Source organism: Flavobacteriales bacterium (genome assembly GCA_021296215.1).
GTDB lineage: Bacteria > Bacteroidota > Bacteroidia > Flavobacteriales > ECT2AJA-044 > ECT2AJA-044.
Map to the genome: position 1 here is coordinate 1 of JAGWBA010000011.1, position 12,959 is coordinate 12,959.

The 12,959-nt window shown below is 49.3% G+C and carries 15 protein-coding genes; 8 read left to right on the forward strand and 7 right to left on the reverse strand.

The annotated features are described in order from the left end of the window. Positions 1-37 precede the first annotated feature (37 nt). From J4F31_03210 to J4F31_03235, 6 genes are all read left to right on the forward strand, one after another. Positions 38-856 carry a hypothetical protein gene (locus J4F31_03210; GenBank protein ID MCE2495578.1) on the forward strand — a complete coding sequence of 273 codons (819 nt, stop codon included), beginning with the start codon at positions 38-40 and terminating at the stop codon, positions 854-856. 54 nt (positions 857-910) lie between these two features. After that, positions 911-1,996 carry an acyl-CoA desaturase gene (locus tag J4F31_03215; GenBank protein MCE2495579.1) on the forward strand — a complete coding sequence of 362 codons (1,086 nt, stop codon included), beginning with the start codon at positions 911-913 and terminating at the stop codon, positions 1,994-1,996. Continuing rightward, on the forward strand, positions 1,981-3,063 hold the full coding sequence (locus J4F31_03220; GenBank protein MCE2495580.1) for an NAD(P)/FAD-dependent oxidoreductase: 1,083 nt from the start codon (positions 1,981-1,983) through the stop codon (positions 3,061-3,063). Before J4F31_03215 ends, J4F31_03220 begins: the two co-directional genes overlap by 16 nt. A 30-nt stretch (positions 3,064-3,093) precedes the next feature. Further along, positions 3,094-4,152 carry an endonuclease gene (locus J4F31_03225; GenBank protein ID MCE2495581.1) on the forward strand — a complete coding sequence of 353 codons (1,059 nt, stop codon included), beginning with the start codon at positions 3,094-3,096 and terminating at the stop codon, positions 4,150-4,152. After that, the gene (locus J4F31_03230) at positions 4,153-5,139 is read left to right on the forward strand and encodes a glycosyltransferase (protein MCE2495582.1); all 987 of its coding nucleotides are present in this window, start codon (positions 4,153-4,155) and stop codon (positions 5,137-5,139) included. 91 nt (positions 5,140-5,230) lie between these two features. Beyond that, entirely contained in the window at positions 5,231-5,749 is a 519-nt protein-coding gene (locus J4F31_03235) for a hypothetical protein (protein MCE2495583.1), read from the forward strand. Between the two features lie 100 nt (positions 5,750-5,849). Here the strand turns inward: J4F31_03235 and J4F31_03240 are convergent, their stop codons facing one another. From J4F31_03240 to J4F31_03265, 6 genes are all read right to left on the reverse strand, one after another. Continuing rightward, positions 5,850-7,250 (reverse strand): response regulator, encoded by a 1,401-nt coding sequence (locus tag J4F31_03240; protein MCE2495584.1) that lies wholly within the window; start codon positions 7,248-7,250, stop codon positions 5,850-5,852. A 162-nt stretch (positions 7,251-7,412) separates the two neighbouring features. Then, positions 7,413-9,017: a hypothetical protein gene (locus J4F31_03245; GenBank protein ID MCE2495585.1), complete on the reverse strand. Its 1,605-nt coding sequence runs from the start codon at positions 9,015-9,017 to the stop codon at positions 7,413-7,415. 54 nt (positions 9,018-9,071) lie between these two features. Beyond that, complete coding sequence (locus J4F31_03250) at positions 9,072-9,242, reverse strand: hypothetical protein (protein MCE2495586.1); 171 nt, start codon at positions 9,240-9,242, stop codon at positions 9,072-9,074. Between the two features lie 114 nt (positions 9,243-9,356). Beyond that, entirely contained in the window at positions 9,357-9,896 is a 540-nt protein-coding gene (locus tag J4F31_03255; GenBank protein MCE2495587.1) for a hypothetical protein, read from the reverse strand. Positions 9,897-9,925: 29 nt separating this feature from the next. Further along, a complete protein-coding gene (locus J4F31_03260; protein ID MCE2495588.1) occupies positions 9,926-10,843 on the reverse strand; it encodes a hypothetical protein in 918 nt (305 codons plus the stop codon). Between the two features lie 21 nt (positions 10,844-10,864). Continuing rightward, positions 10,865-11,266, reverse strand: coding sequence for a hypothetical protein (locus J4F31_03265; GenBank protein ID MCE2495589.1), 402 nt, complete (start codon positions 11,264-11,266; stop codon positions 10,865-10,867). Here J4F31_03265 and J4F31_03270 point away from each other — a divergent pair, their 5' ends adjacent. Then, positions 11,267-11,455 (forward strand): hypothetical protein, encoded by a 189-nt coding sequence (locus J4F31_03270; GenBank protein ID MCE2495590.1) that lies wholly within the window; start codon positions 11,267-11,269, stop codon positions 11,453-11,455. 385 nt (positions 11,456-11,840) lie between these two features. Here the strand turns inward: J4F31_03270 and J4F31_03275 are convergent, their stop codons facing one another. Further along, positions 11,841-12,269 (reverse strand): DUF2219 family protein, encoded by a 429-nt coding sequence (locus J4F31_03275; GenBank protein MCE2495591.1) that lies wholly within the window; start codon positions 12,267-12,269, stop codon positions 11,841-11,843. Positions 12,270-12,380: 111 nt separating this feature from the next. Here J4F31_03275 and J4F31_03280 point away from each other — a divergent pair, with 111 nt between their 5' ends. Further along, positions 12,381-12,959: a hypothetical protein gene (locus J4F31_03280; protein ID MCE2495592.1), complete on the forward strand. Its 579-nt coding sequence runs from the start codon at positions 12,381-12,383 to the stop codon at positions 12,957-12,959.

Below are 12,959 nucleotides of genomic sequence, written 5' to 3' on the forward strand. Positions count from 1 at the left end.
CCTCCGGAGCAGAGAGCTGAATCCTACTCTCGGCTAAATCGGGCACGAATATCTCGGTACAGGAAAGGGCAATCAGAAGATCTCGGTCGGACACATAGACTCGAAATTCGGAATCAGCATTCATCAGATACCACATGTAGAACGCTTGGTAAAAAGCCTGAACATCGACGTAGAAGGCATTCACGTACACACGGGATCAGATATCTTGGATGCCGATGTTTTCATAAGAGCAGCGGAGATTCTCTTTTCCGTGGTCGAAAGGTTCGACTCGGTCAAGTTCATCGACTTTGGGTCGGGGTTCAAGGTCGCCTACCGGCCGGGCGGACTCGATACTGATATTGAAGCTTTTGGCGAACGATTTTCCGAATCCTTCAATCAATTCTGTGCCCGACAAGGAAAAGAATACACGTTAAAATTTGAACCGGGCAAATTTTTAGTGAGCGATGCCGGATACTTCCTGGTTCATGCCAACGTTATCAAACAAACGACCAGTTGCGTGTTCGTCGGAGTCGATTCGGGCTTTAATCACCTCATTCGCCCCATGTTCTACGATGCTTACCACCACATCGAGAATTTGAGCAGACCCGGTGGCCCCGAAAAGGTATACACCGTAGTCGGTTATATCTGCGAATCGGACACCTTTGGAGTCGATCGGCGACTGGCCGAAGTCCAACAAGACGATATTCTAGTGATGCACAATGCCGGGGCCTGTTGCTTCACCATGTCTTCGAATTACAACAGCAGAAACAGACCTGCCGAAGTGTTGTTACACAAAGGAGAAGCTTTACTTATCAGGGACCGCGAGACCTTTGAGGACATCTTACGACATCAGCTAGACCCCGATTATATAAAATAAAGAATGCCTCAATTGGCGTTGAAATGATTAAATTGCAGTGCCTTAATATATTCTATGAAGTTCAAGAAAGTCACTTTCCCACGAACGCAAGATGCCGAGTTCATTAAAACACTCCGCGAACGCGTAAATATCTATTTCAAGGAGAATAACATAAGTCGATATGCGAACGGACAAATGGTGTTCAAGACCATTTTCATGATCCTGTTGTACGCTGTCCCTTATTTCTTGCTCGTTTTCGGGGCTGCTGATCTTTGGTGGGAGCAGCTCATCCTTTGGTCGTTCATGGGGCTCGGCATGGCCGGAATTGGTCTCAGCGTGATGCACGATGCAAATCACGGAGCTTACTCAAGGAATGCCGCGATCAATAACGTTCTCGGACATACGATCAACGTGCTTGGAGGATTTGAGACGAACTGGAAATTGCAGCACAACGTATTGCACCACAGCTATACGAACGTTCATGGCATGGACCAGGATATCAAATCGGTACCGGTATTGCGCTTTACTCCGCACGATCGCCGTTTTTGGTTCCATCGCTTTCAGTTCTTGTACGCTTGGTTCTTTTACTCGCTCATGACCCTGTATTGGATGACCGCCAAGGACTTTGTACAGCTCGTTGGTTTCAAGCATCAAAATCTAGCAGATGTGCCACAAAAATTCGGAAACCTGATGTCGAGAATGATCACTTGGAAGGTGATTTACTACGTGTACATCATGGCCATTCCGATCATCGTGGTTCCCGGAGCTTGGTACTGGGTTTTGATCGGTTTTGTGATCATGCATTTGATCGCAGGAAGTATACTGAGTGCGATATTCCAGCCCGCTCACGTAATGCCGGATACAGAATTTCCGGTCCCAAGCGAAAAGGGAACTATGGAGAACAACTGGGCCATTCACCAACTATTGACCACAACGAATTTTGCTCCTCGCAGCAGATTCTTCAGCTGGTTCGTAGGTGGGCTCAATTTCCAGATCGAGCATCACTTATTCCCGAACATCTGCCATGTTCATTATAAAAAGATCTCGAAGATCGTTCGCGAAACAGCCAAGGAGTACGGACTCCCGTATTACTCTCAGCCGAATTTCGCCATGGCCTTGATTCAGCACACACGCTTTCTTAAAAAATTAGGGAAATCGTAAACGTAGCCATCATCGGCGCGGGTCCGGCCGGATGCGCTGCTGCCCTGGCCTTTCGCGATTCCAACCTATCTGTAGCACTTATAGATCGTGCCCATTTTCCGCGCGATAAAACCTGCGGCGACGCGCTTCCTGGACGAACATTTCGATATGTCAATCAACTCGTGCCGGGAAGCGAAGGGGTCTTCTCCGGAATTGATGACAAACAGGTGCTCAGCTCATCAGCGGTTTACGCCAAAGGGCGCAAGGTTCTGACCAAATCGTGGGTACTCCCCGCGGTGAATAGTCCGCGACTTCATTTCGACAATTACCTTTTTGAATCGGTTATCACACATACGAACACTCGGGTGTATCGGGGTATTCGGATCACGGATATCGAGAGGTTTAATGGACATTTTGTTCTAAATGACCAATCGGGAAAGGAGGTGATACAAGCGGAATCGGTGATCATTGCTGTAGGTGCCAATGCCAATCTTCGAGAACAAGTTTTGGGTCGTCGGGTAGTCACAGGGAATTACGGTGTTGCCGTTAGTCAGTATTTCGAAGGTGTTGACATCTCAGAGGACCAAAACCACCTCTTCGTACCCTATCGACAGAAAATTCCCGGATACTTTTGGATATTCCCTCTTGGACAGAATCAGTTCAACGTAGGCTACGGGCTCCTCAGCAAAAAGAAAGTGTCGGTATCCAAGATGTTCGAAGACATCCTTCATGGCGACCCACATATCGCCAAGCATTTTAACGAGGCCAAAGCATTGGGCAAAATAAGAGGGCATAAACTTCCTTTCCCATCATTCAGCTGGCCCTTGACGAGCGATGGAGCGCTCATTATCGGAGATGCTGCGGAGCTGATGGATCCTTTGCTCGGTCACGGGATCGATAAGGCCATGCTAAGCGGCATCATCGCAGTCGAGACGCTCATCGATGCATTTGCGCAAGGCGACCTTTCAAAAGAATCCCTCGGCGTTTATGAAGAACGGATCGAAAAGGAAGTGTATCCGGAGATCAAATCGAACGCGCGGTTGCTTCGGATACTCTATCCGATCATGAGATTCGTGAACCTGTTCTGAAATGCGTATTTATTGCGCTACTTTTGTTTCATGCGACACATCATTACGCGTTTAATCATGGTTCCCTCGTGTTCGGTATGGGCACAGGGAAACTACTATCAAAACGCCCTTGGATTGCGCGACGACTCGCTAAAAACGGCGTTGCACGACATCATCGATAATCACAACCCCTTCCCATATACGAGTTCGGGAACCGACACCTGGGACATTCTGAAGGACACCGATCGCGATCCCAACAATTCCGATAACGTCATTCTATTGTATTCGGGCCGATCCGTAGATGCGGATCAGGAGTACAATAATGGAGCGGGCTGGAATCGAGAGCATGTTTGGACTAAATCGCGTGGCAACTTCGGCACGAGCCAGGGAGCTGGAACCGATGCACATCATTTAAGACCGTGCGACATCAGTGTAAACAGCGTTCGTGGAAACAGAAATTTTGACGATTGTGCGAGTTGTGTTGATGTGATCGATGAAGGAACCGACACGGGCAGCGATTACGACAATGTCGACTGGACCTTTGAACCTAGAGATGCTGTAAAGGGTGATGTGGCGCGAATGATCTTTTATATGGCCGTGCGCTACGAAGGCGGTGGCGGAGACCCCGACCTGGAACTTACCGATGTATTGCAGCCTCAAGGGTCAACACAACCGCTTCACGCCCGCATGAGCACGTTGCTCGAATGGCACAGAAACGATACGGTCGACAATTTCGAAATGAACCGTAACGAAGTCGTTTATGGGTATCAGGGAAATCGCAATCCGTTCGTGGACCACCCCGAACTGGCTGAGCACCTGTGGGGGTTGCTACAGCAGATCCATTGGAATGGCCAGAACACGATAGGGATCAACGAGCCCGAGGAGAGTACGTTCACCGCTTTCCCGAACCCGACCGATGATGTGGTACAATGGAATGAAGTGGCTGAAATGGCCCAGGTATTCGATTTAAGCGGAAAGCTGCTGATCACCGTAGAGTGGACGGATCGAATCTTGATGTCGAATGCCGGGATCGCGGCCGGAACGTACGTGCTGGTGGTGCATCGTGCCGCAGGCACAAAAGAGATCAACCGCATCGTATATCGCCCTTAAATGCATATTCTGATCGTTCATACGGCTAAGATCCCCGTGTACCATTATGGCGGAACGCAGCGCGATATCTGGTATCAGGGAAAGCTTTCCGTAGAGCTGGGACATCGGGTAACGTACTTGGTCGGTGAAGGATCACGCTGTGAATTCGCCGAGGTGCGGATTTTAGACCGAGAGCGGCCCATCGCGGAGCAAATTCCGGAGGATGTTGACGTCCTTCACTTTCATTACAACGAAGCTGCAGCGGCGACCATTGAAAAGCCCTATTTGATTACGATTCACGGGAATTGGGGTAAGGACGAAGCCATAGACCCCAATACGGTATTCATTTCAAAGGACCATGCTTGGCGTCACGGTGGTGATGTTTACGTGTACAACGGGATGGATTGGCGCGATTACGGCGTTCCCGATCTGGAGAATGACCGGGACTTTTTTCACTTCCTGGGGAAGGCGGCCTGGAGCATCAAAAACGTTCGCGGAGCTATTGATGTGGTAAAGCAGGCTGATGAACGGTTACGGGTATTGGGTGGCGTCCGTTTCAACTTCAATATGGGCATACGGTTCACATGGAGTCCAAGAATCTCGTTTCACGGCATGGTTGGCGGGGAAGAAAAATACAGGCTCATCAACGGGTCAAAGGGGCTGATATTTCCCGTATTGTGGCCTGAACCCATGGGGTTGGCGGTCATCGAATCCATGTATTTTGGCTGCCCGGTTTTTGCTACTCCATATGGCTCGCTTCCTGAATTGGTCCCCTCTTTTGCAGGTACGCTGACGAATGACTCTGCAAGTATGGCAGGGGCCCTTTCCAAAGCTTCTGAATTCGATAGATCAGAGATCCACCAATACGCCAAAGAGAACTTCAACGCCCTTAAAATGACCGAAGGGTATCTTGAATTGTTCGACCATGTACTTTCGGGGAAAAGCGTTCACGAATCGCCATTGAAAGTGAGAAAAACCCTGCCGAACAAGGCCTTAGGGTGGTTTTAGGTGTATTGTGGCACAATAGTATACTTTTCTGGAACAATTTTGAACTTCGATTAGGTTGATTCTCTGGACATTAGCATCAAACCTAATTGTCATGAAACCCTACCTCACCCTCAGTATCATTTTGATCTCGAGCGCACTTTTTGCGCAGTCGAGTGACATTCCAGAGTTCACTGTTTGTACAGACAGTCGACAAATTCATGTTCATGCAGAAGAAGCCACCGTTCAGTGGGTGAATTGCGATACTCGCGAAGAGATCCCCGGCGCCGATTCTGACAATTTCCTGCCTCTAAAGAATGGCTATTATTCAGCTATCGTAACTGTGGGAGATCGAGCGTATCAAACTTCGTGTATCGAAGTAAATGGATGGCCTGCTGAAATGACCAAAGGTGAGCCTGTGGAACTACACACACGAGTAGAGGCCGTAGAATGGATCATGAACCAATCGGACGATGAAGTTCACATTTTTAATGAAGATGGAGTTTGGATAGACACCTATTACAGCGGTTTCGCTACTGACTCTGAACTCTCCTCAGGAAGATATAAAGTAGCGATACATACCGTGACGGATCAATGGATGATCCGAGACCTAATCGTATCGTATGAAGATTAAAACATTTAGGTAATGGCTGACAACACACGTTAATGGTATACGAGTAGAATTCGTGTTGTCCTCCAAAAGAGTCCCGGCATTAAGTCCGGGATTTCTTTTTTTATGCCGAAACCGAAGATGGAGGCACTCCAAAATGCTCTGTAAAACAGCGGGTGAAATAATTGGCACTGCTGAAGCCCACAGCATACCCAACCTCCTTGACTGAATATGAACCGATCCTTAAGAGTGCCATGGCCTTTTTCATGCGGTAGGTCCGAATGAACTGGGTTGCCGACAGTCCGGACACAGCCTTTAACTTACGATGTAGACTAGAACGACTTACACCAAGCACTTCAAACATCATGGATACGTCAAAATCTTCCCGACTGAAGTTTTCGCTAAGTACCTCCTGAGCTTTGAGAATGAAGGGATCCTCCGTAGGCACTTCAGTATTATCCGACTCTTGATTCAAGTACTCATTCCTGAAAGAATCGCGCAAGGTCTCTTTTGGCTTGAGGAGATTCCCAATTCGAAGAACAAGCTCCTGTTTGCTAAAGGGTTTAACCACATAATCGTCTGCCCCTGTTCGCAATCCGGTCAACTTGGTCTCCAAGGCACTCAATGCGCTGAACAAAATTACCGGAATGTGACAAGTCTCATCTGTACCTTTCACCATCGAACAGAGCTCGATACCGTCTACTTCAGGCATCATGATGTCGGTCAAGACTACGTCCGGAATCAATTCCAAAGCCTTGGCAAATCCCTCCCGACCATTCTCTGCCTCTGCGATCCGGTATTCCGTCATGAGGGAGACCTTCAGGTAACTGCGGAGGTCGTCATTATCCTCCACGATCAAGATCAAAGGCTGATCTTCGTTTTCATGCTCTTCTACTCCGTTTTTACCCCATGACTCGATAGTGGGTATTTCTATTTCGAAATGCGATTCTTCTTCTTCTCGTTCCGATGATTCGTGGAAAGGTATGGTCAGAACGAAACTTGCACCGCCAAGTGAGGAGTGCTCTATCCAAAGATCTCCGCCCATTAGGTCGGCGTATTCCTTTGAAAGGGCCAGCCCACTTCCGGTTCCGCCGGCTCTGTAGGAATCGCGTTTTCCAACCTGATAAAAAGGCTTGAACACAGATTCGTGGTCCTCTGAATCTATACCTGGTCCATTATCCTCTACTTTTATTTCAAAAGAATTCTCGGAATAACCTAAGGTTACATTTACCTGCCCCTTTTCAGGTGCGTACTTTATTGCGTTCGACAGGAGATTCACCAGTATGCGTTCGACCTTTTGTCCATCATAGCCAACAGTTCTAGTCTCCGGCACCTCTACAGAAAGAGTGATCTCTTTCTCGCGAGCCAAGGTCTCCATACGCTCCGATACCCCATTCACGAATCCCGACAGCTCTCCAAGCATGAACTCGGGTTGAAGCATCCCCTCTTCGATCTTGTTTAAATCGAGCAGCTGACTCACGAGCTGAAGCAGGTCACGTCCATTGCGTTGTGCGATATTGAGCAAGTACCTTTCACGCTCATCCGTCGAATCCTTGGACAGATCATTTATAGGACCTAAGAGTAAGGTCAGGGGCGTTTTGAATTCATGAGAAATGTTCGAAAAGAATCGGATCTTTGCCGCTTCAAGTTCTTTGACCCTTTTGGCCTCGTTTCTTTAGAATTGCAACTAATTTCTCAGGGCAATTCTCCTGTTTCGGAACCGAATGAATCCGGCACCTGAAATGATCATGATCACGATATAAACCGCAAAGGCCATTGGGCTCCTGAACCATGGAGGCCTTACATGCACTGGAATACTCATTATGGAACCATTCTCGGTGCCCTTCCAGTCGATAGCTTTTATACGAAGCTCGTACTTCCCTTCGGGAGGCTCTAATAGGGAGACAACGTTGCTCGACCCCAAAGGAATCCAATCTTCTTTATCGGATATACTGTAGAAGTACCTCGTTTCGCTCGTTCTTGTGTAGTAAGGCCACAAGAACTCAAATCTCAACTGACGAGCTTCGGAGGATTTAAACTCCCAGAATTTACCGGGTGAAGGAGGCCGAGATTTCGGAACCGGCCTTCCGTTGCTAAAACACTGAATCTCCTTTAACTGAATGGGAATATCCTTAGGTTTTAGAACTAGATCCGTTGGGTCAAAAACGGTCAGACCTTTCATTCCACCAAAGGCCAATTTATTCTTCAGTTTTACGGAAGACCGCGTGTTGAACTCGTTCCCTTGGATTCCCGTTCCGTAGGAATAATTCAAAAAAGCCTGCTTGGTCGGGTTAAATCTAAAGAGCCCTCTGTTGGTACTCATCCACAGGTAGCCAAGCGGGTCTTCTTCCAAGGAATAGACCGTAGTATTGGTTAGACCCTCTTCTACTCCATAAGAGATTACTTGGTCATTCTCCGGAAAATAATACAGCAGTCCGCTACCCCGGATAGTCATATATAAGCCGCCCTCGTCGGTACCGTGAATATCCGTGATCTGATAATCCGGGGACATGCTTTTGCCATAGGTACCATCGGGGTACAGGCGATGAAGGCCAAATAAGCTACCCATGAACAAGGTACCGTCACGAGCTTTGAAGACACAAGTGGCCGAATTCATCCATCGAGTGATAGAATCCTTGCAAAACCGCACCGCTTCAAATTCACTACTTACCTCATCGTAGTACAAAGCATAAGACGAGGCAAAGGCAATGATGCGTCCATCGGCAGTCTCATGAAAGAGTTTAACTCCCCCATCAATTCCGTATCCCGTCTCTTTTCCCCTATCAAAAAATCGAACGCGTCCGTGTTCATCTTTGAGGATCACCCCCGATTGAGTAGCTACCCATTCCCTTCCTTTAAGATCAGAGAAGTAGTCCTTCACACTGTATCGGTCGCTGTCGTCGCGGAACGGTTTCACCAAGGTCGCAAAGTCCTCAAAAGTGGAGGTGCGCTCGTTCAGCTTCATTAAATCCCTGAATAGAAATACGATCTCATTGGACGGCCCCAACCGTAGCATAGGAATGTAGTTCTCGAGGTTCTCGCTGCCCGCTCGTCGCCCCCCATTGGCAAAGTATTCAAATGGTGTATCCCTCGGGCTGCAGATATAAAACCCTTCGCCATTTCCGCCGATCAATATTTGACCATCCTTGAGACGAGCGAACTTTTGCGCCGAGATATCGGAACCTATCCTCAACTTGCTCATTGGAAACAGTGCCGAATCCGCCTCCTCGTCGTACAGAAACAATCCCTCCAAACAATTGATCCACAGAATTCCGTTTCCATCGCGAATCATAGATGAAATACTCACTCCGGGGAAGTGCCTCCGAAAATCTATGCTCTTACTTTTTCAGGTTCGCAAATCGAACTTGATCATGACCCCCCTCAAAGAGGTTAAATACAGCTTATCTCCTTCCTTCAGTATCCAACGGAAGTGATCAAATTTCCACTTCGTGGGCGGATCCTCACCTAAAAACAACTCGACTTCAGTAAACGTAGGAGCATCACCTAGAAAATCCACGCTGTAAAAAAGCTTATTGACGCTGGTTATCCAAAGCGTATCTCCACTTACCTCTATATCGTAGACCGATCCATACGGCCTTCCAAACTCTATCGATGGATACCTGTTCGCCGCTCAGGAATCCAATGCTTCAACCTCGCTCCAGTCGCTACCAACCGAAATCTTACCTATGCGACCAAGCCGATCTAAAAACACGATCTCACCGGAGGGCATTTCCCTAAAGGTCTTGATCTCACCCCAGCGCTTATCGACCAATTGCGTATCGGAAGGAATCCGATGAACGTTCTGACGTTCCCGATCGATCACGTTGATCTCTCCATCCATCATGCCCAACCACAAACGCCCGAAACGATCTTCGAACATGGCGTTAACCTCATTCAAACTCAAGGAGTTAGAATCGGCCGGATTATGATAAAAGTGATCGAATTCAACACCGTCATAGCGGTCGAGTCCGCCCGGTGTGGCCAACCAAATATACCCTCGATGATCTTCGAGTATATTCATGACCAAGCCCTGCGACAATCCTTGCTCGGTCGTCACTAGCTCATACTCGTAATAGGCATTCCGTTCAAACTCCCGTTCCCCGTCGTAGGCAGGAACGAAAAGGAGTACTAAAAGCATGATCGAAAGCCGGTGGTAGACTTTCGCATTCATAGGGTTAGGTTATTCAAAAGATGGGCTTTTTATTCAAGTACGAACATTACCGCCGTTCCGGGCACCGTATAATTCTCATTATCAAATCGGTACGCGACGGCCGTGGTCGAACTATTCAATAAAACCAGTCCATTTTTAGGGTCCTGGAAACGGAATCCAACGAACGAATTCGAAGTTCCATCGAGCCGGGTAAAGCGTTCTGAGTGTTCTTCCTTACTGTATTTTCCAATGCCTGGTTCCTTGCGGAACGATATGCACCTTCGCACCCATTCAGAACCCTCCGGATACGTTTCGAGCCGAGACCAATCGAGCCGATTAATACTGTCCGGAGATTCGTAGGAGTTCTCTACTCCGTACTTAGTGCGGTAAAACTCGGTTCCGGCATGTAAAAAGGGAATTCCTTCAGAAAGTAGTACTCTGCCCAGAGCTAATTGATGTCTCCTGCGCAGTAACGAATCCGATTCTTCGGGTAACGAAATTCTCAGTTTATCCCACAGGGTGTGATTATCGTGGCAGCTCACATACGATATGAAGTTCGGATATCGGCCCGAACCTTCGAAGTTCAAGCGAACTCCTGGCAAACCTTTGTCATCGCCTTGAACCCAACCCCGATCGTGTTCGTCGAAGACCGACCCTTTGAAGCCATCTCGAACATCATCGCTAAATATGGCCACTTCCGGAAATTGGTCCGCATTGTCCTTCAACGCCAACTGACCGTCCGGCAAGGGTGAACTCCCCGCTTTCCACGGCTCACCGTAAAGCAACACATCGGGCCGCAGACCCCGCAATTCAGAAGCGATCGCATTCATGGTCTCTATATCGTGAATGCCCATGAGGTCGAATCGAAAGCCATCAATATGATACTCGTTCATCCAATACTTCAGCGACTCGATCATGAACTGCCGCACGGCCGGATGCTCGGACGCGATCTCGTTACCACATGCCAACGCATTGCTAAAGGATCCGTCCTAGTTCATGCGATAAAAGGTTCCCGGCGCCAAGACCTCAAAATAACTGTCCTGCGTTAGTCGCGTATGGTTGTAAACCACATCCATGACCACGCGAAGGCCTTGTTGATGCATCGCTTGAACCAACTCCTTCAGCTCTCGAATTCGGACCGCGCCATCGGTCGGATCCGTACTGTAGCTGCCCTCCGGAGCATTGTAGTTCAGCGGATCGTAGCCCCGGTTGTATTGCGGCTCGTTCAAGCGCGTTTCGTCCACCGAGTAAAAATCAAAAATGGGCAACAAATGAACATGAGTAACTCCGAGCGACGCAATGTGCGGCAATACCACGGGCGGCTCCGCCAACCCCTTGAAGGTTCCCGGATGCTGTGCTCGTGGACCGGGATCGATAGTAGCATCGCGCACGTGCAGCAGTTCATGATCGATTCGCCCAGCGAGCCCAATGCGGGAGGTGTGTCCGACTCCCAACCGGCCGGATCCGTTCTATCTAGATCGATCACCTGCGCCCGCACGCCATTCGTTCCGACCGCAACGGCAAACGGATCGGGTACAGCGCGGGACCAAGCCCCCTCTCGATACACCGAAAACGCATAATACGCTCCGGCCAAATCGCCCTCGAAACTTCCGAACCATGTATTGTCATCACCAGCCTGCAGAATACAATTCGCCGTATCCGGTCCACCCAAATCGGCGGCGTAATAATGAATGCGCACCGAATCCGCCTTCGTGGCCAACAGCTTGAACGAGGATCGCTCCGGGGTGTAAGTCAGTTCAAAATCTTTTGGTGGTTCGGATGCCTTGCGGCACGATAGGCAAGCGAGCATACAAAGGCCAACGAAGCGGATGCTTTTCATTTTTATTCCATTGAATTAAGGGCCTAAAATAAATACCCTACTCGAAAACCCGCGTAGTGATGTGCCTCGAGTTCTTTTACATCGGGACTCGACCAGTTGAATTCGACGCTAAGTATCACCCCCCTCTACTGGGCTTCTACGCCGGCCATTCCATTCAACCTTCCAACATTCATTTGGTCGCGATGGAGCGCTTCGGGGTCCGATCCAAAAGGCGCTCCCGGCAAAGTAGCATCGTAAAGCACTGCGGTGGCGTCGATCCCGAACTTAGCTCTGACGTAGGTACGGTCTGCGGTTCGAGGCGCAAGGGGGGAATCCACCAATCCAACATAGGCGGTACCTCCTATACCGGCCGAGGTGTTCAGTGAACCGACATCGGTCCCGTATCGGCCCGAGAGGGCCCAAAAACGATCTCCAACGACATAATGAAGTTCGAACCCGAATTGCACAATGGGCATGGATCTTAGTTGCGCATCCCGGCCGTAGGCGGTGGAACTCCCTTCGAGCCGCGAATGGACCTCGTTTTGCAGTTCGCCTCCACGAACTTCGTCGCCCATGACCCCGCCCGAACTGTTTATGTTAAGCCGTGTACTACCGCCATTCGTCCATGCGGAGCGCTCGATCGCAAGAGACAGCGTAGCGGTCTAGGGGCGGTTTCCGGGCAAACCATGCCCGAACCGGTCACTTTCCCGGAAGGTGTTTACGAGCTCGATCAAGGAGTGCGCCGCGAACTCATGGGAGCCACCGACAGCATGTCGTTCGAGAAGGCGATAGACATTTACCGCGAAGAAATGGAGCGGATCGATGAGGCCAACTTGGATACCATGCTCGGTATTTGGCGCAAGTACGGTTGGCTTTCACCCGACCAGGTCGGCGGTAAAGGCGCACACGCGCAGTGGCTCGTTGTGCAGCACGCTCCGCTCGAGATTCAACTCGAGTACGTTAGTGTCATGAAAAAAGCAGCTGAAAAAGGTGGTCTGAGAAAATCGAACCTGGCCACCTTCTTGGATCGCGTAAATCTTCGGCAAGGGCTCCACCAAACCTATGGTTCCCGGATCGGCTATGGGCCCGATGGACAAGCTTACATTTCGCCGGTGAAAGATCCCGAAAACCTCAACGAGCTTAGAGAAGAGATGGATATGTCGACCATCGAAGAGTACGCCGAGAAAATGAGCATTCAATGGAACCTCCAAAACTACGTCGACAGCTTACCCATTTACCGCGTTTGGGAATGGGGATCGCAGTAG

What these genes read in the sequence shown, in the direction of transcription:
- J4F31_03215 (MCE2495579.1), top strand. Translation starts at nt 911, where the DNA reads ATGAAGTTCAAGAAAGTCACTTTCCCACGAACGCAAGATGCCGAGTTC.
- J4F31_03225 (MCE2495581.1), top strand. Translation starts at nt 3,094, where the DNA reads ATGCGACACATCATTACGCGTTTAATCATGGTTCCCTCGTGTTCGGTA.
- J4F31_03230 (MCE2495582.1), top strand. Translation starts at nt 4,153, where the DNA reads ATGCATATTCTGATCGTTCATACGGCTAAGATCCCCGTGTACCATTAT.
- J4F31_03235 (MCE2495583.1), top strand. Translation starts at nt 5,231, where the DNA reads ATGAAACCCTACCTCACCCTCAGTATCATTTTGATCTCGAGCGCACTT.
- J4F31_03245 (MCE2495585.1), bottom strand. Translation starts at nt 9,017, where the DNA reads ATGATTCGCGATGGAAACGGAATTCTGTGGATCAATTGTTTGGAGGGA.
- J4F31_03255 (MCE2495587.1), bottom strand. Translation starts at nt 9,896, where the DNA reads ATGAATGCGAAAGTCTACCACCGGCTTTCGATCATGCTTTTAGTACTC.
- J4F31_03275 (MCE2495591.1), bottom strand. Translation starts at nt 12,269, where the DNA reads ATGGGCGACGAAGTTCGTGGAGGCGAACTGCAAAACGAGGTCCATTCG.
- J4F31_03280 (MCE2495592.1), top strand. Translation starts at nt 12,381, where the DNA reads ATGCCCGAACCGGTCACTTTCCCGGAAGGTGTTTACGAGCTCGATCAA.